Annotated in this window: 17 protein-coding genes; 9 read left to right on the top strand and 8 right to left on the bottom strand. The window is 71.9% G+C overall.

Annotated elements, in window-relative coordinates; translation table 11 throughout:
- Positions 1–44: 44 nt before the first annotated feature.
- Positions 45–1,358 carry an ROK family protein gene (locus ACFY8U_RS01725; RefSeq protein ID WP_389564260.1) on the bottom strand — a complete coding sequence of 438 codons (1,314 nt, stop codon included), beginning with the start codon at positions 1,356–1,358 and terminating at the stop codon, positions 45–47.
- Positions 1,359–1,543: 185 nt separating this feature from the next.
- Here ACFY8U_RS01725 and ACFY8U_RS01720 point away from each other — a divergent pair, with 185 nt between their 5' ends.
- The 5 genes from ACFY8U_RS01720 (at position 1,544) to ACFY8U_RS01700 (ending at position 8,629) form a co-directional block, all read left to right on the top strand.
- Complete coding sequence (locus ACFY8U_RS01720; protein WP_389564258.1) at positions 1,544–2,860, top strand: extracellular solute-binding protein; 1,317 nt, start codon at positions 1,544–1,546, stop codon at positions 2,858–2,860.
- A 13-nt stretch (positions 2,861–2,873) separates the two neighbouring features.
- Positions 2,874–3,869, top strand: a complete 996-nt coding sequence (locus ACFY8U_RS01715; protein ID WP_361609718.1) for a sugar ABC transporter permease — start codon at positions 2,874–2,876, stop codon at positions 3,867–3,869.
- Entirely contained in the window at positions 3,862–4,740 is an 879-nt protein-coding gene (locus tag ACFY8U_RS01710) for a carbohydrate ABC transporter permease (protein ID WP_389564255.1), read from the top strand. Before ACFY8U_RS01715 ends, ACFY8U_RS01710 begins: the two co-directional genes overlap by 8 nt.
- A gap of 17 nt (positions 4,741–4,757) precedes the next feature.
- Complete coding sequence (locus tag ACFY8U_RS01705) at positions 4,758–6,146, top strand: GH1 family beta-glucosidase (RefSeq protein WP_389564253.1); 1,389 nt, start codon at positions 4,758–4,760, stop codon at positions 6,144–6,146.
- A gap of 221 nt (positions 6,147–6,367) precedes the next feature.
- On the top strand, positions 6,368–8,629 hold the full coding sequence (locus tag ACFY8U_RS01700; RefSeq protein WP_389564250.1) for a discoidin domain-containing protein: 2,262 nt from the start codon (positions 6,368–6,370) through the stop codon (positions 8,627–8,629).
- 73 nt (positions 8,630–8,702) lie between these two features.
- Here the strand turns inward: ACFY8U_RS01700 and ACFY8U_RS01695 are convergent, their stop codons facing one another.
- Positions 8,703–9,251, bottom strand: a complete 549-nt coding sequence (locus ACFY8U_RS01695) for a hypothetical protein (RefSeq protein WP_389564247.1) — start codon at positions 9,249–9,251, stop codon at positions 8,703–8,705.
- 124 nt (positions 9,252–9,375) lie between these two features.
- Between ACFY8U_RS01695 and ACFY8U_RS01690 the strand changes: the two genes are divergently transcribed.
- Positions 9,376–12,318 (top strand): BTAD domain-containing putative transcriptional regulator, encoded by a 2,943-nt coding sequence (locus ACFY8U_RS01690; RefSeq protein ID WP_389564244.1) that lies wholly within the window; start codon positions 9,376–9,378, stop codon positions 12,316–12,318.
- 147 nt (positions 12,319–12,465) lie between these two features.
- On the opposite strand, the gene ACFY8U_RS01685 is transcribed toward ACFY8U_RS01690, so the two are convergent.
- From ACFY8U_RS01685 to ACFY8U_RS01675, 3 genes are read right to left on the bottom strand one after another with little or no spacing between them, the layout of a single operon-like run.
- Positions 12,466–14,250, bottom strand: a complete 1,785-nt coding sequence (locus ACFY8U_RS01685; protein WP_389564241.1) for an IclR family transcriptional regulator C-terminal domain-containing protein — start codon at positions 14,248–14,250, stop codon at positions 12,466–12,468.
- Positions 14,247–14,846 (bottom strand): sigma factor, encoded by a 600-nt coding sequence (locus ACFY8U_RS01680; protein ID WP_361768668.1) that lies wholly within the window; start codon positions 14,844–14,846, stop codon positions 14,247–14,249. The genes ACFY8U_RS01685 and ACFY8U_RS01680 overlap by 4 nt, the downstream gene beginning before the upstream one ends.
- Complete coding sequence (locus tag ACFY8U_RS01675) at positions 14,840–15,109, bottom strand: hypothetical protein (RefSeq protein ID WP_389564237.1); 270 nt, start codon at positions 15,107–15,109, stop codon at positions 14,840–14,842. The genes ACFY8U_RS01680 and ACFY8U_RS01675 overlap by 7 nt, the downstream gene beginning before the upstream one ends.
- Positions 15,110–15,319: 210 nt before the next feature.
- Between ACFY8U_RS01675 and ACFY8U_RS01670 the strand changes: the two genes are divergently transcribed.
- From ACFY8U_RS01670 to ACFY8U_RS01660, 3 genes are read left to right on the top strand one after another with little or no spacing between them, the layout of a single operon-like run.
- Positions 15,320–16,180 (top strand): ABC transporter ATP-binding protein, encoded by an 861-nt coding sequence (locus ACFY8U_RS01670; protein WP_361768672.1) that lies wholly within the window; start codon positions 15,320–15,322, stop codon positions 16,178–16,180.
- Positions 16,177–17,157, top strand: coding sequence for an iron-siderophore ABC transporter substrate-binding protein (locus ACFY8U_RS01665; protein ID WP_389564235.1), 981 nt, complete (start codon positions 16,177–16,179; stop codon positions 17,155–17,157). Before ACFY8U_RS01670 ends, ACFY8U_RS01665 begins: the two co-directional genes overlap by 4 nt.
- A gap of 5 nt (positions 17,158–17,162) precedes the next feature.
- Entirely contained in the window at positions 17,163–19,229 is a 2,067-nt protein-coding gene (locus ACFY8U_RS01660) for an iron ABC transporter permease (protein ID WP_389564233.1), read from the top strand.
- Between the two features lie 96 nt (positions 19,230–19,325).
- On the opposite strand, the gene ACFY8U_RS01655 is transcribed toward ACFY8U_RS01660, so the two are convergent.
- From ACFY8U_RS01655 to ACFY8U_RS01645, 3 genes are all read right to left on the bottom strand, one after another.
- On the bottom strand, positions 19,326–21,716 hold the full coding sequence (locus ACFY8U_RS01655) for an ATP-binding cassette domain-containing protein (RefSeq protein WP_389564230.1): 2,391 nt from the start codon (positions 21,714–21,716) through the stop codon (positions 19,326–19,328).
- A 179-nt stretch (positions 21,717–21,895) separates the two neighbouring features.
- Positions 21,896–22,252 (bottom strand): VOC family protein, encoded by a 357-nt coding sequence (locus ACFY8U_RS01650; protein ID WP_361607534.1) that lies wholly within the window; start codon positions 22,250–22,252, stop codon positions 21,896–21,898.
- Between the two features lie 287 nt (positions 22,253–22,539).
- Positions 22,540–23,439, bottom strand: coding sequence for a LysR family transcriptional regulator (locus ACFY8U_RS01645; RefSeq protein ID WP_389564227.1), 900 nt, complete (start codon positions 23,437–23,439; stop codon positions 22,540–22,542).
- Between the last annotated feature and the right edge of the window lie 32 nt (positions 23,440–23,471).

The following is a 23,471-nucleotide window of genomic DNA, read 5'->3' as shown; positions in this document are numbered from 1 at the left end:
ACCACGCTCGGCGCTCCGAGGCGGGTCGCCGTGGCGGCCCGCCCTCAGGACGTCGCGCGGTGCTGGAGGGCCGGTTGCCAGGTGGGGACGGGCTCCTCCGGCGGGGCCTCGCTGCGGCGGCCGCCCCGGGCGAAGAACGCTTCGAGGGGGAGGATCGCGGCGCCCACCGTGACGGCGTCCGGGCCGAGCGTGCCCAGTTCGATACGGGTCCGGCTGGCAGGGTAGCGCAGGGCGAAGGCCGAGGCGTGCGGCTTGACCGTCTCCAGGAAGCGGGAGCCGAGCTGGAGGCCGGCCCAGCCACCGACGAGGATCCGCTCGGGCTGGAAGAGATTGATCAGGTCGGCGAAGCCGGCGCCCAGATACTCGGCGGTCTCCTCCAGGACGGCGAGCGCGGTCGCGTCGGGCTCCCTCTCCGCGTCGTGCGGGGGATAGGCGGCGGCGATCATCGACGTCAGCGCGGTCTCCTCGTCCGCCCCCGCGGGCGGCCTGCCGCCCGCCTCCCGCCAGCGGTCGAGGAGCGCCTCCGCGCCCGCGTACGCCTCCAGGCAGCCCTGGGAGCCGCAGCGGCAACGGCGCCCGCGCACCCGTACCGTGAGATGACCCCACTCGATCGCCCGGCCGGTCCCCATGCCTTCGCCGATCACGCAGGCGCCGACACCGGAGCCGAAGAGGACGACGACGGCGCTGGCGGTGCCGCGGCCGGCCCCGAACCACATCTCGGCCTGGCCGAGCGTCTTGGAGCCGTTGTCGATGTAGTACGGCACGCTCTCCGGCACCGCGCCGGTCTCCCGCAGCAGCCGCTCCAGGGGCACGGCGTCCCAGCCGACGGTCTGGCCGTGCACGACGGCGCCGTCCTCGGGCGCGTGGGCGACGATGCCAGGGACGCCGATGCCGACGCCGAGCAACCGCTCGGGGGGCACGCCGGCCGCGCGCAGCACCGTGGCGATGCCGTCACGCACATGGTCGACCACGATGCCGATGTCGTACCGGGCGTGCGGACCGGTGCCCTCGGCCGACAGGGGGCTCTCCACGCGCGCGAGTTCGGTCAGGGCGAGGTCGAAGAGCTCGACCCTGATGCGTGTCTCGCCGACGTCGATGCCGATCATGCAGCCGCTGTCGGGGCTGACACGCAGCAGGGTGCGGGGCCTGCCTCCGGCCGAGTCGACGCTGCCGGCCTCCTCCACCAGGCCGTCGGCGAGGAGTTCGCCCACGACGTTGCTGACGGACCCGGAACTCAGCCCGGTGGCCGGGCCCAGCGTCAGGCGGCTCTGCGGCCCGTCGAAATACAATCGTTGCAGAACCGCGGTGCGGTTCTCCCGCCGCAGGTCACGCACCGTACGACTGCTCTTCGCTCGCACCCTGCCCCCTGTTCGTGAAGTCTCTCATCGCAAGATACCCCTGTCAGGGCCCTTGACGCGACCTTCTCTCGGTATTTAACTCACGTCCTAAATTAAGCCGGGAAGGTGTACGGGGCGAGCGTGGGACGTCTCGCCCGCCCCGCCTCCTCGGACTCCGTCACTCCCCGAAAGGGCCTTGAGGAGCCATGCGCAGAATCAGAGCCGCGGTCACAGGTGCCGTCACTCTCTCCCTCGTCCTCACCGCCGCCGCCTGCGGAGGCGGCACCTCCGACGGTTCCGGCTCCAACTCCCAGCCGAAGACACTCACGTACTGGGCCTCCAACCAGGGCTCCAGCATCGAGGTCGACAAGAAGGTCCTCCAGCCCGAACTCGACCGGTTCGAGCAGGAGACCGGCATCAAGGTGAAGCTGGAGGTGGTTCCCTGGTCGGACCTGCTCAACCGGATCCTCACCGCGACCACCTCCGGCCAGGGCCCCGACGTCCTCAACATAGGCAACACCTGGAGCGCCTCCCTGCAGTCCACCGGCGCCCTGCTGCCCTGGGACGCGAAGAACCTGGAGAAGATCGGGGGCAAGGACCGCTTCGTCGCCTCCGCGCTCGGCTCCACCGGCGCAGCCGGTCAGGACCCGGCCGCCGTGCCCCTGTACTCCATGGCCTACGCCCTCTACTACAACAAGCAGATGTTCAAGGACGCCGGCGTCGACAAGCCCCCGGCCACCTGGGACGAACTGGTCGCCACCGGCAAGCGCCTGAGCAAGGACGGCAAGTGGGCCATCGGAGTCGAGGGCTCCAACCTCTCCAACAACATCCACCAGGTCTACGTCCTCGGCAAGCAGCACGGCGCCGACTTCTTCACCGCCGACGGCAAGGCCGACTTCACCTCCGACGGAGCCGTCGCCGCGGTCAAGCAGTACGTCGACCTGATGGCCGCGCACAAGATCGTCGCTCCCGGCAACGCGGAGTACGCCCAGAACCAGTCGCTCAGCGACTTCGCCAAGGACAAGACCGCCATGGTCCTGTGGCAGACCCCCTCGCAGACGTTCGCCTCGCAGGGGATGAAGGAGGACGAGTGGGGCGTCGCCCCCGCGCCGGTCCCCTCCGGTGAGCCGGGCCAGGGAACGTCCGTCAACTCCATGGTCGCCGGCATCAACATGGCCGTCTTCAAGAACACGAAGAACGTCGACGGTGCCATGAAGTTCGTGAAGTTCATGACCAGCGACGAGGAGCAGAAGATCCTCAACAAGGCCTACGGCTCCATCCCGCCGGTCACGTCCGCGCAGCAGGACCCCGCCTTCTCCACTCCGTCGCTCACCGTCATCCGCGACACGCTCGCCACCAGCGCCTCCGCCCTGCCGCAGGTCCCCGAGGAGTCCCAGTTCGAGACCGTCGTCGGCACCGCGGTCAAGGAGCTGTTCGCCGACGCCGCGGCCGGCCGGCCCGTCACCGACGAGTCGGTGAGGGCCGCGCTCGAAAAGGCCCAGCAGCAGATGCCCAAGAAGTAGGCGCGGACCACTCATGACCTCCACCGTCACGCCCCGGGAGGAACGGGCGGTGCGGAAGGCACCGCCCGGAGAGGCGCGCCCCCCGCGCCGCCGCTCCGGGCGGCTGCGCCGCATCGGGCTGCCGTACCTCTTGCTCCTGCCCGCCCTGGCCCTCGAACTCCTCGTCCACCTCGTGCCGATGCTGATCGGTATCGCCATGAGCTTCAAGGAGCTCACGCAGTTCTCCATCCGTAACTGGGCCGACGCGCCCTGGGCCGGATTCGAGAACTACGCGCTGTCGATCGACTTCGACGCCCCCGTGGGGCAGGCCCTGCTCACGTCCTTCGTGACGACCTGCCTGTTCACCGTCATGTCCGTCGGGCTGTGCTGGCTCCTCGGCACCGCCGCGGCCGTCTTCCTCCAGGAGTCCTTCCGCGGCCGTGGCCTGCTGCGCGCGCTCTTCCTCGTCCCGTACGCCCTGCCGGTCTACGCCGCCGTCATCACCTGGGCGTTCATGTTCCAGCACGACAACGGCCTGATCAACCATGTGCTGCACGACCAACTGGGCATCGGCGACCGCCCCGCCTTCTGGCTCATCGGCGACAACAGCTTCTGGGCCCTGCTCATCGTCTCCGTGTGGAAGGGCTGGCCGTTCGCCTTCCTCACCGTGATGGCAGGTCTGCAGAACATCCCCCGCGAGCTGTACGAAGCGGCCGCACTGGACGGCGCGGGGGTGTGGAAGCAGATCAGGCACATCACCCTCGCCTCCCTGCGACCGGTCAACCAGGTCCTCGTCCTGGTGCTGTTCCTGTGGACGTTCAACGACTTCAACACGCCGTTCGTGCTCTTCGGCAAGGCGGCGCCCGAAGCGGCCGACCTGATCTCCCTGCACATCTACCAGTCCTCGTTCCAGACCTGGAACTTCGGCACCGGCTCGGCGATGTCCGTCCTGCTGCTGCTCTTCCTCCTCCTCGTCACGGGCGTCTATCTGCTGATCACCAGCCGAGGAAGGAAGGCCGGCGATGTCTGAGCCCGCCCGGCGGGGGTCGCCCCGCTCCCCGATGGCGGCGCCCCGCTCCTTCCTGTGGACCCGGCGCGTCTTCCTCACCCTGCTCACCGGATTCGTCCTGCTGCCGGTGTACGTGATGGTCTCCAGCTCCCTCAAGCCGCTGGCGGACGTATCGGAGAAGTTCCAGTGGCTCCCCTCGGAGCTCACCGTCCGGCCGTACATCGACATCTGGCGCACCGTCCCGCTCGCCGACTACTTCGTGAACTCCCTGATCGTCGCGGTCGCGGCGACCGTGTGCTCCGTCGTGGTCGCGGTCTTCGCGGCCTACGCGGTCAGCCGCTACGGCTTCCGCGGCAAGCGGGTCTTCACGGTGACCGTGCTGTCGACCCAGATGTTCCCCGGGATCCTCTTCCTGCTGCCGCTGTTCCTCATCTACGTCAACATCGGCAACGCCACCGGGATCGCCCTCTTCGGCTCGCGCGGCGGTCTGATCCTCACCTACCTCACCTTCTCGCTGCCGTTCTCCATCTGGATGCTGATCGGCTACTTCGACTCGATCCCCCGGGACCTCGACGAGGCGGCCAAGGTCGACGGCTGCGGCCCCGTCGGCGCCCTGTTCCGGGTGGTCGTCCCCGCGGCCGTGCCGGGCATCGTCGCCGTCGCCGTCTACGCGTTCATGACCGCCTGGGGCGAGGTTCTCTTCGCCTCCGTGATGACCAACGACACCACCCGCACCCTCGCCATCGGCCTCCAGGGCTACGCCACGCAGAACGACGTGTACTGGAACCAGGTCATGGCCGCCTCTCTCGTCGTGAGCGTGCCCGTCGTCGTCGGCTTCCTCCTTCTCCAGCGCTATCTCGTCGCAGGCCTCACCGCGGGTGCGGTCAAGTGACGCTCTTCTTCCCACCGATGTCAGAGAGGTCCTCCGTGTCCGAACCCACCGACGCCCGCGCGCTCGACCTGGACGCCTTCCCCGCCGGCTTCTCCTGGGGCACCGCGACCTCCGCCTACCAGATCGAGGGCGCCGTGACCGAGGACGGCCGCGGCCCGTCCATCTGGGACACCTTCTCCCGTACGCCCGGCGCCATCGACAACCGCGACCACGGCGACGTCGCCTGCGACCACTACCACCGCTGGCCCGAGGACATCGCCCTGATGCGCGACCTCGGCGCCGACGCGTACCGCCTCTCGATCGCCTGGCCACGCGTCTTCCCGGCCGGTGACGGCCCACTGAATCCGCCGGGTCTCGACTTCTACGACCGGCTCGTCGACGGCCTCCTGGACGCGGGGATCACCCCCTCGGTCACCCTCTACCACTGGGATCTGCCCCAGGCGCTCCAGGACCGGGGCGGCTGGGCGGAGCGGGAGACCGCCGAACACTTCGCCCGGTACGCCGGTGTGGTCGCCGCCCGTCTCGGTGACCGTGTCGGCCAGTGGGCCACGCTCAACGAGCCGCTCTGCTCGGCGTGGATCGGCCACCTCGAAGGGCGCATGGCCCCCGGCCTCACCGACCTCACCACCGCCGTGCGCGCCTCCTACCACCTGCTCCTCGGTCACGGTCTCGCGGCACAGGCCGTCAGGGCCGCCGTCCCCGACGCCCAGGTCGGCATCGTCACCAACCACTCCACCGTCGCGCCCGCCTCCACCCGGCCCGAGGACATCGCGGCCGCCGCCCGCATGGACGGCCACACCAACCGCTGGTGGCTCGACCCCGTGTACGGGCGCGGGTTCCCCGCAGACATGCGCGAGCTGTACGGCGTCGAGCTGCCCGAACGGCCGGGCGACCTCGACACCATCGCCGCTCCGCTCGACTGGCACGGCGTCAACTACTACTTCCCCGTCACCGTCGCCGACGACCCCGCGGGACCTGTCCCGTACGCCCGTGAGCTCCGCCTGCCGGACGTGCCCCGCACCGGCATGGACTGGCAGATCGACGGCGACGGTCTCGAGGCGATCCTCATGCGGCTCACCGACGACTACGGCGCGCGCCGCCTGTACGTCACCGAGAACGGCTCCGCCTTCCCCGACACCGTCGGTCCGGACGGGACGGTGGACGACCCCGAGCGGACCGCGTACCTGGAGGAGCACGTGGCCGCCTGCGCCCGTGCCGTGCGCAAGGGCGTGCCGCTCGCCGGGTACTACGCGTGGTCCCTGCTCGACAACTTCGAGTGGGCCTACGGCTACGACAAGCGCTTCGGCCTCGTCCACGTCGACTACGCCACGCAGCGGCGGACCGTGAAGGGGAGCGGCCGCAGATACGCGGACATCATCCGCGCCCACCGGGGGCTCACCGGCTGACGGGCGCTCGCCACCGGCGGCCGACGGCAGGGTTTCCGCTCCCACGAGGGGGGAGCGGAAACCCTGCATTCGCGCGCCCCTGGGCCTGATCCCCTAGGTGATCCGAGGCTTAAGGCAAGCCGAAAGAAAAGCCTTGTCAGGGTTATTGACCGTCAGAAACGGCGCCGGGCAGGGTGTCCGGGAGCGCTCTCCCGCTTTCGTTTCCTTCCAAGGAGCCCCGCATGTCTCCTCTTGGGCAACACCCACCCCTCACGTCGCAGAGAGGCACACCAGTACCAGCGTCAGCACCGGCGCCGGCGTCAGCACCGGCGCCCGCTCCCGTCCCCGTGCCGGCAGCCGCACGGCCATGGGCGCGGCGCGGTATCGCCGCGGCCGTGGCCACGGCCCTCGCCGGAACGCTGCTCGCCCTGGCCCCGGCCCCCGGAGCCCAGGCGGCCGCCGTGCCGGCCTCGCAGGGCAAGCCCGTCACCGCCTCCAGCGTGGAGCAGCCCGGCACCGCGGCCGCGGCCGCCGTGGACGGCGACCTCGGCACCCGCTGGTCCAGCGCCTTCTCCGACAACCAGTGGCTCCAGGTCGATCTGGGCGCCCCCACCGCGCTCGACCGGGTGGAACTCCGCTGGGAGGCGGCCTACGCCAAGGCCTACCGCATCGAGCTGTCCACCAACGGCACCGACTGGACGTCCGCGTACGCCACGACGACCGGGGCCGGCGGCACGGAATCCGTCCCCGTCTCCGGCACCGCGCGCTACGTACGCCTCCAGGGCGTCACGCGCGCCACCGGATACGGCTACTCGCTCTGGGAGTTCCAGGTGTACGGCACCGACGGCGGCCCGACGCTCCCCGGCGGCGGCGACCTCGGGCCGAACGTACACGTCTTCGACCCGTCCACACCCGGCATCCAGGCCAAGCTCGACGAGGTCTTCCGGCAGCAGGAATCCGCGCAGTTCGGCAGCGGCCGGCACGCCTTCCTCTTCAAGCCCGGCACGTACAACGGGCTCAACGCGCAAATTGGCTTCTACACCCAGATAGCCGGTCTCGGCCTGCGCCCCGACGACACCTCGATCAACGGCGATGTGACCGTCGACGCGGGCTGGTTCAACGGCAACGCCACCCAGAACTTCTGGCGCTCCGCCGAGAACCTGGCCCTCACCCCGGTCAGCGGCACCAACCGCTGGGCCGTCTCCCAGGCCGCCTCCTTCCGCCGGATGCACGTGAAGGGCGGTCTCAACCTCTCACCCAACGGCTACGGCTGGGCCAGCGGCGGCTACATCGCCGACAGCAAGGTCGACGGGCAGATCGGCAACTACTCGCAGCAGCAGTGGTACACGCGCGACAGCGCCATCGGCGGCTGGTCGAACTCCGTGTGGAACCAGGTCTTCTCCGGCGTCGAAGGCGCCCCCGCCACCAGCTTCCCCGAGCCCCGCTACACCACCCTCGACACCACCCCGATCTCCCGCGAGAAGCCCTTCCTCACCTACGAGGGCGGGGAGTTCAAGGTCTTCGCGCCCGCCAAGCGCGTCAACGCGCGCGGCACCTCGTGGGCGAACGGCACCCCGCAGGGCGAGTCGATCCCGCTGAGCCGGTTCTACGTCGTCAAGCCCGGCGCCACCGCCGCCACGATCAACGCGGCCGTCGCCCAGGGCCTGCACCTGCTCTTCACTCCCGGCGTCTACCACGTCGACCGCACCCTGGAGATCAACCGGGCGAACACCATCGTCCTGGGCCTGGGACTGGCGACCATCATCCCGGACAACGGCGTGACCGCCATGCGGGTCGGTGACGTCGACGGCGTCCGGCTGGCCGGTTTCCTCATCGACGCCGGGCCCGTCAACTCGCCGACCCTGCTGGAGGTCGGCCCCGCCGGAGCGGCCGCCGACCACGCCGCCAACCCCACCACCGTGCAGGACGTCTACCTCCGCATCGGCGGAGCCGGCGCGGGCAGGGCGACCACCAGCATGGTCGTCAACAGCGACGACACGATCATCGACCACACCTGGGTCTGGCGGGCCGACCACGGCGAGGGCGTCGGCTGGGAGACCAACCGGGCCGACTACGGCGTCCGCGTCAACGGCGACGACGTGCTCGCCACCGGACTGTTCGTCGAGCACTTCAACAAGTACGACGTGGAGTGGTACGGCGAGCGGGGCCGCACGATCTTCTTCCAGAACGAGAAGGCGTACGACGCCCCGAACCAGGCCGCCATCCAGAACGGCGCCACCAAGGGCTACGCCGCCTACCGCGTCGACGACTCGGTCACCACCCATGAGGGCTGGGGCCTCGGCAGCTACTGCTACTACAACGTCGACCCGACGATCCGGCAGGCACACGGCTTCAAGGCGCCCGTGAAGCCGGGCGTGAAGTTCCACAGCCTGCTCACGGTCTCGCTCGGCGGCAACGGCCACTTCGACCACGTCATCAACGACATCGGAGCGCCCACGGCCGGCAGCGACACCATCCCCTCGACCGTCGTCTCCTTCCCCTGACCCACCCCGCCGGTGTCCGCCGTCACGGCGGACACCGGCCCTCCGGCCCCCCTCCCCCGACGAGGGGGCCGCTCTAGACCGCGGCGCGTTCGCCCGTCGGCTCGACGATCATGATCTGAACGTGCGAGGGGGCGTAACTGCGTGCCTTGCGGATCAACTTGGTCAGATGGAACTTGGGCCGCTGCACGGCGACATGGATGGGCGCGGGCATCGCCGGGTTCCGCGGCGGGACCACGGCGCCCGGCGGCAGGGCCGCACCGGGCCGGAGCCGCACGCCGATCAAGGCGTGCGGGTCGCCCGGCGGGGTCGCCACGGCGAACTGGGAGACGTCGGACCACGGCAGCAGCACATTGCCGACGCGCACACCGGCCGCGTCGAACTGGAACGCCGTACGCCGCTGTTCGAACCAGGAGATGATGAAGGGCAGGACCGCGACGATCACCGCGCCGCCCTGGACCTCGAGCCCCCAGCCGAGCAGGAGGGCGAGCGCCACGACCCCGATGATCGCTCCCCACAATCCCGCCAGGTCCCTGGGGGAGAACGGGTGGGTGACCCGGAAGCGCTCCCATCGCGCCCGGCGGCGGGCGGGCGCGGTGCCGGGTGAGCGATCGACGTTCGACATGGTGACAGGTCCTCTCTTGATGACGTGGCAGACCCTCTCGCGTCGCGGTGGAATGGCGATGAAATCCTGCTGATGCGAGCGAGCGTTCGGATGAGCGAGCGCATACGGAGGAGGCCGCGGGGGCATGGGGGAATCGGTGAGGGGTGTGGATCCGGTGGCACGGCTGCTGCGGATCGACCTGCTGGGACAGGTCGGCGTCCGCCGCGGTGAGGAGCCGCTCGACATCGGTCCCGTACGGCGACAGGCGGTCCTCGCCGCGCTGGTCCTGCGTGACGGGACCTTGATCACCCGTCAGCAGCTGCTCGACGACGTGTGGGGAGCCGAGCCACCGGGAACGGGCCACCGGGTTCTGCCGAGTTACGTCTACCCCCTGCGGAAGGCGCTGGACGCGCCCGGCACCGGGATCGGACAGTCGGCGATCCGCGGCGAGCGCGGCGGCTACCGCTTCGTCCCCCGGGCGGCGTCGACGGACGTGGCCGAGCTGACCGAACGGGCGGCCGAGAGCCGGCGGGCGAAGGCCGCCGGCAGCCTCGACACCGCCGTGGAGCACTGCGCCCGGGCACTCGGCCTGTTCCGCGGCGAACCGCTGGCCGGGCTGCCGGGACCCTTCGCCGACGCGGAGCGTCAGCGGCTCGCCCAGCAGCGGCGCGCGCTGCACCAGGAGCGGGTGGAGTGCCTGGTCCTCCTCGGCCGCTTCGCGGACGCCCTGGACGGCCTCGCGGCCCCTGCTCTGGCCCAGCCGTACGACGAGGCCCTCGCCGCCCTGCGCATGCGGGCGCTGTACGGCAGCGGCCGGCAGGCGGAGGCGCTCGCCTTCTACCGGGAGACGCGCAACCGGCTCCTCGAGGAGCTGGGGCTGGAGCCCGGCGAGGAGCTCCGGCGGATCCACCAGGGCGTTCTGCGCCGGGACGACGCCCTGCTGCTCGGCGACGGCGTCACGCGCCCACACGCGGCCGGGCGGCCCGTGCCCGCGCCGGAGCGCCCGCGGCGGCCCCGCGTCGACCTGCCCGGCGACACCGCGTGCCTCGTCGGCCGCGAGGCCGAACTCGCCCTGCTCACCGCCCCGGTGCCCACCGGAGCCGTGTCCGTGGCGGCCGTGGACGGAACGGCGGGGGTGGGCAAGACCGCGCTCGTGGTCCGCGCGGGCTGGACGCTCCACGGCCAGTACCCGGACGGCTGCCTGTTCGTGGACCTTCGCACGCACGACGGGGCTCAGGAGAGCGTCGGACCCCAGCGGGCTCTGCGCCGGCTGCTGCGCGCGATCGGAAGCGACGTCAGTGACCTCCCGGACGACCTGGACGACCTGGTCGCGGCCTGGCGTGCGGCGACGAGTTCGCTGCGGCTGCTCCTGGTCGTCGACGACGCCCGCAGCGCGGAGCAGGTGCGCCCGCTGCTGCCCGCCGGGCCGGGCAGCCGGGTTCTGGTCGCCGGGCGCGGGCGGCTGCCGGACCTCGACGCCGATCTGCGGCTCTCCGTCGAGCCGCTCGACACGGGAGCGGCGGTCGAGCTGCTCCGGCAGCTTCTTGGCGAGGAGCGCGCGGACAGCGAGCCGCAGGCCGCGCGCGAACTCGCCCGGCGCTGCGGCGGACTGCCGCTGGCACTGCGGATCACGGGCGCCCGGCTCCAGCACCGCCCGTCCTGGACCATGGCCCACCTCGCGGGCCGGATGCCTGACGACGAGCACGGCCTCGACGAACTGAGGGCCGGGGACCGCAGCGTGGAAGCCGCCTTCCGGCTCTCGTACGAGCAGCTCCCGCCCGAACTGCGGCGCGCGTTCCGTACGTTGGGGACGTCACCGACGTACGCCTTCGACGGACTCACCCCCGCCGTCATGCTCGGCTGCTCCCGCGAGAGGGCCGAAGACCTCATGGAGCGGCTCGTCGACGCGAGCCTGCTCCAGCAACCCCGGCCCGACCGCTATCGACCGCATGATCTCGTCAGGGCCCACGCGCGGCGGCTCGCCGAGGCGACGCCCGAGGAGGCCGCCGCCGACCGCGCGGCGGTGCTGCGGCTCTACGTCGCCGCAGGGCGCGGCGCCGGAGACTGGGGTCCCGAGGGCTTCCCGAGCGGCCCCGACCTCACGGGGTCGCCCTTCGCCGGCTGGAGGGCCGCGTCCGCGTGGCTGGAGGCCGTCGGCGGTGAACTGGTCGACGTGGTGGCGCACGCGGTCGCCGCCGGGGAGTACGACCACGCCTGCTGGATCGCCGAGAGCCTGGTCGACCACCTGGTCCGCCAGGGCCGCTCCCACGAGTGCCGTGCCGCGCTGGAACTGGCCCTGCCGTACGCGGAGATGGCCACCGACCGGCGGATGCCCGCCTCCCTGCGGAACTGCCTGGGCGTCACCGACATCTACCAGGGGAGGTTGCGGCAGGCGCACGCCTGGTTCGCCGACGCGCTGCGCTGCGCCCGGAGCCAGGGCGACCCCCTGGACCAGGCCCGGGCGATCGCCGGGATGGGCATCGTGGAGTGGCCTCTCGGCCGGACCGAGGAGGCCGTCGCCCACCTGAGGGAGGCGGCGGAGCGGGCGACGGTGCTCGACGACAACTGGCTGGCAGGGATGGTGACCTGCAACCTCGGCGCCATCCAGGCCCGGCAGGGGCGGCACGAGCACGCACTCGGGCACTACGAATCCGCCCTGGGACTCGCCGAGAAGAACGGCCGCCCCGGACTGATCGCCAAGTTCCTGTGCTTCGCAGCCGACGCGCAGATCGCCTTAGGCCGCCACGCGGAGGCCGCGAGCCTGGTGGGACGGGCCGTCGAACTGGCCCGTGACGCGGGCGAAGAGGAACTGCGCACGGTCACGCTGACGCGGCTCGGAGTGGTGGAACGGGGCAGGGGCCGGCCTCACAGGGCCGTGGACCTCCACCAGGAGGCCCTGTCCACGCTCACCGAGCGCACCAGCACATGGCTCGAGATGGATGTCCGCATCCGGCTGGGCCAGAGCTACGCGGCGGCCGGCCGCGGGGCCGAGGCGCGGCAGCAGTTCCGGGCAGCGCTGGCCCTCCCCGGAGCCTCCGACCACGTCCCCGCGTACGACCTGGCACTCGACGGCCTGAACAACTGCTGAGCGCGCCTGCGCCGTCAGCGTCCCCGGCCGGCGTCGTGCCCCCGCGACGGTCCGGTCCGCCCGATGTGCGGAACCCGGGCATGGGGTACTTCCCCATGCCCGGAGTGGTCGAGCACGGCACCCGGATCCGCACACCGCAACGGCGGCTCAGGGCAGGGCCCGACGGGGCCCTGGGGCCGTGTCGGGCCCCTCCGCCGGTGCCGCGGTGGTGGCGGTGGGCCGGTCGTCGTAGGCGAGGAGGTGGGCGAGGAGCAGGCCGGTCGCGCGCCGGCTCAAGGAACGGGCGGCCTCGATGAGCCGGGGGTGCTGGTGGGCCGGCAGCGACAGGGCGACGCTGGACGCCCGGCCGGGCAGCCCGAGGGAGTACGCGACACAGACCTCGGTCCTGGAGTACTCCAGGAGGTCGAACTGGGCCGCGTGGGGGCCGTGCCCGTCGAGGGTCTCGATCAGGGCGCGGGGGTTCGTGATGGTGCGGTCGGTGAGCTGGATGGAGGGGTAGCGGGTGAGGTGGTCCATGCGGGAGGCGAAGTCGAGCTGGGCCAGGAGGCTCTTGCCGACGGCGCTGGCATGGCCGGTGTCGGTGAAGGGCGCCCACTCGTCGACCGGCGGGGCCGTCGGGCTGTGTGCGGCTTCGTGGATGGTGATCTCGCCGTCGGTGTAGCTGCTGAGGTAGACCGCCGCGTCGAGTTCGTCGCGGAGACCGGCGAGGGCGTTCCTGAGGAGCTCGCCGTCGGAGTCGGGCCCGGTCACCAGCTTCATCAGCGGCCCGGGGTGGTGGGAGCCGGCGACGGTGTCGACAAGACGCTGGCCCCGGAGCCATTCCAGCAGCAGGGCGGTGGCGTTCAGGGACATCCGCCCGCGCCGCGCGAGGGTGCGGGTGTCGGTCCCGTCTCCGGCGCAGATGTGCTGGAGCAGGTCCCTGGCCCGTTGGGTGGCCTGCCACCGGACCGGAACCACGGCGGGGGACCGGTCGCGCCGGGCCATGTCCGTGAGGACGGCCGGCCGCAGGGCGTTCGCCGACCACCAGGGCTCCTGCCCGTGCTCGCCCGGGCCCGACGCACCGGCCGCCTCGCGCGACATCGGCGCGGCGACGGCCTCGGTGTCGGTTTCGCTCTCGGCCTCCGTCTCGCTCTCGCTCTCGGTCTCGACAGGCAGCCGGGGGAGAGCGAGGACCAGTCCGGACTCCTGCCCTCCCGGCAGCGCGGTGAGCCTCGGCCGGCGCCCCTCCGCCTCTCCGCCCGCCGGGGTGTGCCTGTACTCGTTCGGCACCAGGGGCGCGGGCACGAGGAAGAGCTGAGGCTGCGCGTCGACCTCCGTGCCGAGCGCCGGACCACCGTCCGCGGCGGACGGCTCCCCACCGCCGCGTTCGCGTGAGTGCCCGTCACCGGCCGCCCCCGGACGTGGCGTTCCGGGGTCGGCCCGGAGCATCTCCTCGGGGACGCGGAGCCGGGTGCGGACCTCCTCGTAGTACCGGGGGTCCTCAGGGACGGCGGTCGCCGTGCCGGGGCCCGGGCGCCGGTGACCGAGCGCGCTCAGCAGCCGGGTGGCGTCCCCGTGTCCGTGCCGGGCGGCCTCCGCGACCAGGTAGGCCGCCTCGTCGGCCCACTCCCCGCCGGCCCGGAGCGCGACCACGGCCAGCCGGAACAGGGCACCCGGGTGTCCGGCCGAGGCCGCCTCCCCGAGCCACTGCGCGGCGGCGACGAGCTCGTCCCGGGCGAGCGCCTTCGAGCCGAGGCGGTAGAGCGAGTTCGCCCGCTCGCGTTCCTCGCGGCCTGTCTCGTACGTGTCGGTCAGGGGGCCGAACTCCCCCTCTGGCCGGTCCCAGAAGTCCGGAGGCCCGGTCAGCCGGCCCATCAGTTCCACGAGCCCGGCCGGGACGTCCGGCGCCGGGCGGCCGCCGCTGTCCGCGTTGAAGCGGCTCACAACCGTCACCTGTCCTTCTTCAAGCATCGTGTCGTCTTCCGGTGCTCGTCGCGGATGAACGCGACCAGGGCGTCCCGCAGTTCGAGCACCGCCTTGTACCGCTCCCGGTGGAGCCGGTCCGTACGCATCCCGAGCGAGGCCGCGATCTCCCCGTCGCTGAGTCCCTGGCTCTGGAGCCGTACGACCTGGCGACGGCGGCTCGGCGGCATCGCGTCGATGGCGGGCCGCACGAGATCCTCCAGCGGATCGAACTCGCCTACCGCCGGTCGCTGCTCGGGCATCGAGGCCGTCAGGCCGTCGCCCGCCAGCTCCAGCCGTCCCTCGGCCCTGAGCCGGTCCCGAGCCAGGTTCCAGGCCGCGGTCCGCAGATAGGCCGGGACGTTGACCGTCTCGTCGAGCTCACCCCTGGCGGCCTTGCGCGCCACGCGCAGGAACGCCTCCTGGGCTATGTCCTGACAGGCCTGGAGCGACAGCTTCTCGTCGCTCCGCCTCCGCAGCGCGTGGGGCTCCCGGCCGATGAACACCGGGTAGTGGTCGTACAGTCGCTGCCCGACCCCACCGTCCACCGCGAGCGCCGCTCCCTCCCGCGTCTCACCGTCTACCACGGGGCGCGCTCCTCCGCCGAGGACGCGTCCGCCGCCCCGGGTGCGTCCGCCGCCCCGGATACGTGCGCCGTCCGGCCGGGGTCCGTCGTCATCACGATCCGGACGGTGACGACGGCGGCCTCGTCGTCGGCGACCACGGCGCCCTTCGTGCCTCCTCCGTCCCGTCGCCGGACTCCGTACAGGTGCACCGCGGCGGTGAGCCCGGGGATCACCACGCTCATCAACGCCGGGACGATCCCGGTCCACTCGAAGGGCGCCGTCATCTGAGTCGATCTCCATCTGTTCCGAAGGGGGCGCGGTACGCGCCCTCGCCTCACAGACGGCCGGGCCCTGCCCGTTCTCCCTCCTGGACCGGAAGTACCCGGAACTGACCATATGTCTGACCGAAGATGACCGATCTTGCCCGGCTTGCCCCGGATCGGTCACGCCCACCCTGTGTTCGGTCGGAATTAGGTTAGGCTAACCTGTGTGGCGTGAGAGTTGGTGAAGAAAGCCCGCAGGCCACGGCCGTGCGCGGTCACGCCCTGTCGGCCACAGAGGTCACCGTCGCCTACGACGGTGTCGATGTCGTGCACGACGCGGCCGTGACGCTGCGACCCGGCGAAGTGACCGTGCTCGTCGGGCCGAACGGCAGCGGAAAGTCGACGCTCCTGCGGACGATCGCCCGTCTGCAGCGGCCCCGGAGCGCCACGCTGACCATCGACGCCGACACGGACGGCCTCGCCCTGACGCCCCGCGAGTTCTCGCGGCACGTGGCGCTGCTGACGCAGGGTCGCCCCACACCCAGCGGGCTGACCGTACGGGACGTCGTCGAGTTCGGCCGCTACCCGTACCGCGGCCGCTGGGGCACGTCGGACCCGGGCGGCAAGGCCGCGGTGGACCGCGCGCTCGGCATGACGGGCGTCGAGGAATTCGCCGACCGCGGCGCCGAGTACCTCTCCGGAGGACAGCTCCAGCGGGTGTGGCTCGCGGGCTGCCTCGCGCAGGAGACCGGCGTGCTGCTGCTCGACGAGCCGACGACCTATCTCGACCTGCGGTACCAGATCGAACTCCTCGACCTCATCCGCGACCTGGCCGACGACCACGGCATCGCCGTCGGCGTCGTCCTGCACGACCTCGACCAGGCCGCGGCCGTCGCCGACCGGATCGTGCTGCTCCGAGCGGGACGGATCATCGCCGAAGGCCGCCCCGAACACGTCCTGACCGCACCCCGGCTGACGGACACGTACGGCATCCGCATCGAGGTCGACACCGACCCCACCACAGGCCGGCTGCGCACACGCGCCATCGGCCGCCATCACACGCGAAGCGAAAGGCTCAGCCCCACCCCATGAGACGCCTCCTCCTCACCGCCGCGGTCGCCACCACGGCGGCGCTCACCCTGACCGCCTGCGGGACCACCGAGCCCGCCAAGGACGACGCGAAGAAGACCGCGGAGCCCATCACCCTCACCGACTCCACCGGCACCAAGGTGACGCTCGACGGACCCGCCAAGAAGGTCGTCGGCACCGAGTGGAACGTCGTCGAGACCCTGATCTCCCTCGGCGTCGACCCCGTCGGCGTCGCCGACGTCAAGGGCTACAAGACGTGGGACACCGCGGTCCCGCTGAAGAACGACCCCAAGGACATCGGTACGCGGGGCGAGCCGAGCGTGGAGACCGTCGCCGGTCTGAAGCCCGACCTCATCGTCGCCACCAACGACCTGCCCCCGGCCGCCGTGAAGCAGCTGCGCAAGGTCGCCCCGGTGCTGGAGGTCAAGGCGGCCGACGCGGCCGACCCGATCGGCCGGATGACGAAGAACCTCGACCTCATCGCGCAGGCCACCGGCACCACCGAGCAGGCCGGCAAGCTCAAGACCGCGTTCGAGACGAAGCTCGCCGAGGGCAAGAAGGCCCTGGCCGACGCCGGACTGGCCGGCAAGCCGTACGCCTTCGCCGACGGCTACGTCGTCTCCAACCAGGTCTCGATCCGCCCGTTCACCAGCGGCTCCCTCATCGGCGCCGTCAACGAGAGGCTCGGCCTGAAGAACGCCTGGACGGTCGAGGGCGACCCGGCCTACGGCCTCGGTACCACCGACGTCGAGGGCCTCACCAAGCTCGGTGACGGCACGCACTTCGCGTACATCAGCAACAACGGCGACCCGAGCAGCACCCCGTTCGACGGCGTCCTGAAGAAGGACAAGGTGTGGACCTCGCTCTCGTTCGTGAAGAAGGGCGACACCCACCGACTGCCCGACGGCATCTGGATGTTCGGCGGCACCGAGTCGATGAACCAGTACGTCGACTCCGTCGTGAAGGCGCTGACGAAGTAACCCCCATGGCCGTCACCGCACCTTCCTCCGCCACCCTTCCGTCGGCGGCCGCGTCCCGGACGGGCGCGGCCGCGGTGACGGCCGCACTGCTCCTCCTCGTCGCCGGCTTCGCGCTCGTCGACATCACCCAGGGCACCGCCTCCGTCGGCGCGTCCGAGGTCTGGAAGGCCTTCACCGGCCGGGCCGACCCGTCCGACGCGTCCGTCGTCATCGCCTCGCGCCTGCCGAGAATGGCCGCCGGACTGCTCGTCGGCGCCGCGCTCGGCATGGCCGGCGCCGCCCTCCAGGCCGTCAGCCGCAACGTGCTCGCCTCGCCCGACACCCTCGCCGTGAACGCGGGCTCCTATCTGGCCCTCGGACTGGCCGCCGTCAGCGGAGTCTCACTCCCGCTGCTCGCCTCCTCGGGCGTCGCGTTCGTCGGCGGACTCGCCGCGGCGGCCGTCGTCCTCGGCCTCTCCGGCCTGGGCGCCGGTACCGTGCGGCTCGTGCTCGCCGGCAGCGCGCTCCTGCTCGGCCTGACCGCCGTCACCGAGGGGCTGCTCCTGCTGTTCCCCCAGCAGACGGTGGGCCTCTTCGCCTGGAACCAGGGCAGCATCTCCCAGAACGGGTTCGACGGTGTGCTCCAGATGGCACCGATCGGACTCCTCGGCCTCGTCGGGCTGCTGCTCATCGCCCGCAGGGTCGACGCCCTGGCACTCGGCGACGACGCGGCCCGCGGCCTCGGCGTGCCTGTGCGCTCCACCCGCGTCACGGCGGTCGTGCTCGCGGCCATGCTCTCCGCGGCGGCCGTCACGCTCGCCGGCCCGATCGGCTTCGTCGGCCTGTGCGCCCCCGCCCTCGTCCGCCCGCTCGTCCGCCGGTTCCGCGGCTTCTCCCGCGCGCGAGCCGGACTTCCGGTGGCGGGTCTCGTCGGCGCGGCCCTCGTCATGGGTTCGGACGTGCTGCTGCGCGCCATCGTGCCGGCGGACACGGCGGTCGCCGTGCCGACCGGTGTCGTCACCAGCCTGGTCGGCGCCGTCTTCCTCATCGTGATGGCGACACGGGCACGCGACACCGCCGGAGCCGCCGCGGCCGACCGGCTGCGCATCCGGAGCCGGGCCGTCTTCCTGACCACCACCGCCGTACTGGTGGCGGTGCTGGTGGGCGTCACGATCGCCGCCGTCCTGCTGGGCGACAGCAAACTGCTCCTCGGCGACGTCATGAACTGGGCGCAGGGCAGGGCGGGGCAGACCACGACCTTCATCCTGGACAGCCGGGTCCCCCGGGTCCTCGCGGCGCTCCTCGCCGGCGCGGCACTCGCCCTGGCCGGAACGCTCGTCCAGGCCGTCACCCGCAATCCGCTCGCCGAGCCCGCGACCCTGGGCGTCTCCGGCGGCGCCGCGCTCGGCGCCGTACTCCTCGTCACGACCGTTCCGCTCGCGAGTTCGTGGAGCGTCGCGGGCGCCGCCTTCGTGGGCGCGGCGATCAGTTCGGTCGTGGTCTTCGGACTCGCCGCACGCGGCGGCTTCCAGCAGAACCGGCTCGTCCTCGTCGGCTTCGGAGTCGCCACCGGTACGGCCGCGCTGATCAACCTGCTCATCGTCCTCACCGACCCGTTCAACGCGACCAAGGCCCTCACCTGGCTGTCCGGTTCCACCTACGGGCGGACCCTGGCGGACGCGGTGCCTCTGGTGGCTGTGCTCGCCGTGGGCGGGGTCGCCGCGGTCCTGCGGCGTACCGAGCTCGACCTCCTGTCGCTCGACGAGGACACCCCACGGCTCCTGGGCCTCGGCGTGGAGCGCGGCCGGCTCGGCTTCCTGGCCCTGAGCGTCCTGCTCACTGCCACCGCCGTCGCCGCTGCGGGCACCATCGGCTTCGTGGGCCTCGTCGCCCCGCACGCGGCCCGTGCCCTCGTGGGCAGGCAGCACACGCGCGTGGTCCCGGTCGCGGTCCTCCTCGGCGCCGTACTCGTCTGCACCGCGGACCTGTTGGGCCGTACGGTGATCGCCCCGGCCCAGCTCGGTGCCGGCATGATGACCGCCGTTATCGGAACGCCGTACTTCCTCTACCTCCTCGTCCGCGGCCGCCGCTAGCGCGGACGGACCGATCGGACGGACCGCACGGCACAGCACGCGAGCACCGTCACCGCCCTCCCGGCGGTGACGGGGCTCGCGTGCGTCGCGTCCGGCTCAGGCTCCGACGTACTCCGCGAGGTGCTCGCCGGTGAGGGTGGAACGGTCGGCGACGAGCTTCGCGGGCGTGCCCTCGAAGACGACCTTGCCGCCGTCGTGGCCGGCTCCGGGGCCGAGGTCGATGATCCAGTCGGCGTGCGCCATGACGGCCTGGTGGTGCTCGATGACGATGACCGACTTGCCCGAGTCGACGAGCCGGTCGAGCAGGCCGAGCAGCTGCTCCACGTCCGCGAGGTGGAGGCCGGTGGTCGGCTCGTCGAGGACGTAGACACCCCCCTTGTCGCCCATGTGGGTGGCCAGCTTGAGCCGTTGCCGCTCGCCGCCGGAGAGGGTGGTGAGCGGCTGGCCGAGCGTGAGGTAGCCGAGCCCGACGTCGGTGAGCCGCTCCAGGATCTTGTGCGCGGCCGGGGTCGCCGCGTCGCCGGAGCCGAAGAACTCCTCGGCCTCGGTCACCGACATCGCCAGCACCTCGCTGATGTCGCGGCCGCCGAGGTGGTACTCGAGCACCTCCGCCTGGAACCGCTTGCCCTCACAGTCCTCGCAGGGTGTGGCGACGCCCGCCATCATCGCCAGGTCGGTGTAGATGACCCCGGCGCCGTTGCAGGTGGGGCACGCGCCCTCGGAGTTGGCGCTGAAGAGCGCCGGCTTGACGCCGTTGACCTTCGCGAACGCCTTGCGGATCGGGTCCAGCAGACCGGTGTACGTCGCCGGGTTGCTGCGCCGCGAGCCGCGGATCGGCGTCTGGTCGACCGACACGACGGGCTCGCCGGCCGGAATCGATCCGTGCACGAGGGAGCTCTTGCCGGAGCCGGCGACACCGGTGACGACGACCAGCGCGCCGAGCGGGATGTCGACGTCGACGTCGCGCAGGTTGTTCGCCGTCGCGCCGCGGATCTCCAGCGTGCCGGAGGGAGTGCGCACCGACTCCTTGAGCGCGGCCCGGTCGTCGAGATGACGGCCGGTGATCGTGTCCCCGGCCCGCAGCTCCTCGACCGTGCCCTCGAAGCAGACCGTGCCGCCCGCCGTACCGGCACCGGGGCCGAGGTCGACGACATGGTCGGCGATCGCGATCGCCTCGGGCTTGTGCTCGACGACGAGCACCGTGTTGCCCTTGTCGCGCAGCCGCAGCAGCAGGTCGTTCATCCGCTGGATGTCATGGGGGTGGAGGCCGATGGTGGGCTCGTCGAAGACGTACGTGACATCGGTGAGCGAGGAGCCGAGGTGGCGGATCATCTTGACGCGCTGCGCCTCGCCGCCCGACAGCGTGCCCGCGGGCCGGTCGAGCGACAGATAGCCGAGGCCGATCTCGACGAACGAGTCGAGGGTCCGCTGCAGCGAGGCGAGCAGCGGCGCCACGGACGGCTCCTTCAGGCCACGGACCCATTCGGCGAGGTCCCTGATCTCCATCGCGCAGGCGTCGGCGATGGAGATCCGCTTGATCTTCGACGACCGCGCCCCCTCACTGAGCCGTGTCCCGTCGCACTCGGGGCAGACGGTGAAGGTGACGGCGCGCTCCACGAACGCCCGGATGTGGGGCTGCATCGATTCCTTGTCCTTGGACAGGAACGACTTCTGGATCTTGGGGATCAGCCCCTCGTAGGTGAGGTTGATGCCGTTGACCTTGATCTTGGTCGGCTCTCCGTAGAGGAAGGCCTGCATCTCCTTCTTCGTGTACCTGCGGATCGGCTTGTCCGGGTCGACGAATCCGGACTGCGCGTAGAGCTGCACGGTCCACTGGCTGTCGGACTTCCAGCCGGGGATGGTGAACGCGCCCTCGGCCAGCGACTTGGAGTCGTCGTAGAGCTGCGTCAGGTCGATGTCGGAGACCTTGCCCCGGCCTTCGCAGCGCGTGCACATGCCGCCGGTGCGCTGGAAGGTCGCCTTCACGGTCTTCGTCCTGGCGGCACCGCGCTCGACGGTGATCCCCCCGCTCGCCCGGACCGAGGCGGTGTTGAAGGAGTACGCGCTGGGCGGCCCGATGTGCGGCTTGCCGAGCCGGCTGAAGAGGATGCGCAGCATCGCGTGGGCGTCCGTTGCGGTGCCGACGGTGGAGCGCGGGTCGGCGCCCATCCGCTGCTGGTCGACGGTGATCACCGTCGTCAGACCGTCGAGCACGTCGACCTCGGGGCGGGCGAGCGTCGGCATGAAGCCCTGGACGAAGGTGCTGTACGTCTCGTTGATCAGCCGCTGCGACTCCGCGGCGATCGTGTTGAACACCAGCGAGCTCTTGCCCGAGCCGGAGACCCCCGTGAACACCGTCAGCCGGCGCTTGGGGATCTCGATGCTGACGTCCTTGAGGTTGTTCTCGCGCGCGCCGTGCACGCGGATCACGTCGTGACTGTCGGCACCGTGCGGTGCGGTCGACCGCGCGCCCTTCCTCGTGGCCATGCTGTCGTGTCTCCATCTGTGAGGCGGGGCCGCCTGCGCGGTCTCCGTCGATGTCGCCCCCGGCTCGGTCCCGGCGGATGTCGAGCGGGTACGTCCCTGGTTCTGCGTCGCCGTTCTCAGCAGTCGTTCTACGTCGCCGGCGCCCCGGGGGCAACGGCCGGCCGTCGGGGCGCCGGCGCTCACCGGTCCTGGAGCAGCCCGAGGACATTGCCGTCGGCGTCGGTGACCGTGGCCACCAGGCGGCCGCCGCCGACATCGTGCGCGGGCTCCTTCACGGTGGCACCGGCGGCCGTGACCTCGGCGATCTTCGCCTCGATGTCCGGTACGTGCCAGTAGGCCACCGGCCCGGTCATGCCCTGGGGTCCACCGCCCGGCACGAGCCCGATGTGCTGGCCCCCGGCCTCGAAGCCGACGTAGTACTCGCCGTCGACCTGGGGGTCGGTGCCGAGCAGCGCGGCGTACACCGCCTTGGCCTTCGCCAGGTCGGACACGGGGTGCAGGACGGTCTTGATGCCCTGGGTGGAAGAGGCGGTCATGGTCACTCCTGGAGTCGTGGTCCCGTAGGACGAGGTGGCTGGTGGGAGCCCCGGATCGTTGTGCGGGCCGCGCTCCGCGGCCCTCGGACGCCCACGACAGCCACGCTACGTGCGGCCCGGAGCGGGCGCTTCTCGATTCCTGACCGGTCTCGCGACGGGTCCTGGGAGGGGTCCGGGGAGGGGTGCCGCGACGGTGCTCGGGAGGGTTGCTCCCTTCCGTGGGAGGGCGGGTTCCTCGCTCCGGTGGGAGGGCGGGTTTCGCTCCGGTGGGCCGTGCCGCGTACGCCTCACGGAACGCGCCCCTCCGTACCCGGATCCGGGATCCCGAGGACCTCCAGGAACGCGGTCGCCGCGGGCGTCCGGCCGGTGCGACTCCAGACGACGTACTCCACGCGCGTCGGCGCGTCGGTGACCTCGATCGTGGTGACGCCGGGCAGCTGCGGCACGAAGGCGGCCGGGAGCAGGGCGACAGCGAGACCCTGCGCGACCAGCCGGGCCATGAAGAGGTCCGCGGTGCTGACCTCGAAGGCGACGTCCCTGCGCAGACCGGCGGCCGAGAAGGCCAGGTCGGACTGGACGCGCCCGGCCGTCCCGGCCGGCAGGTCCACGAACACCTCCGACGCGAGTGTGCGGAGGTCGACCGCCGGCTCGCCGGCGAGGGGATGGTCCGGCGCCACCACCGCCACGAGCCTGCCGCGGGCCAGTTCACGGGCCGCGACCCCCTGCGGCCGCACCGTCGTCGGAAGACCCAGGAACGCCACGTCGGCCGTGCCCTGCCGGACCTGCTCGGCGAGGTCCTCGCTCGCGCCCGCCCGCAGGCCGATGCGCACGTGCGGATACCGCCGGCGGAAGTCGCGCAGCGCGCCGGGGACGTCGACCGCGCCGACGGTCGGGATCAGCCCGACGGCGAGCCGTCCCCGTACCTCTCCCACCGCCGCTGCGACCTCGGCGGCCGCGCGCTCGGCGGCCTCCAGGCACTGGCGGGCGGCGGGGAGGAACGCCGCGCCGGCCGGGGTCAGCCGCACCCGGCGGCTCGTGCGGTCGAAGAGCCTCGCGCCCAGCTCCCGTTCCAGCCGCGCGATCTGGTGGCTGAGCGCGGACTGGACGACCAGGCAGCGCTCGGCGGCCCGGGTGAAGCTGTTCGTCTCGGCGACGGCGACGACGTACCGCATCTGCTGGAGATCCACGGATCCATCGTGAATCACGATCGATCGGCTGA

It is taken from the genome of Streptomyces sp. NPDC012508 (assembly GCF_042902595.1).
In the GTDB taxonomy this organism is placed as follows: Bacteria; Actinomycetota; Actinomycetes; order Streptomycetales; family Streptomycetaceae; genus Streptomyces.
The sequence above is the reverse complement of the archived record's forward strand: the minus strand, read 5'-3'. Positions and strand labels throughout refer to the sequence as shown.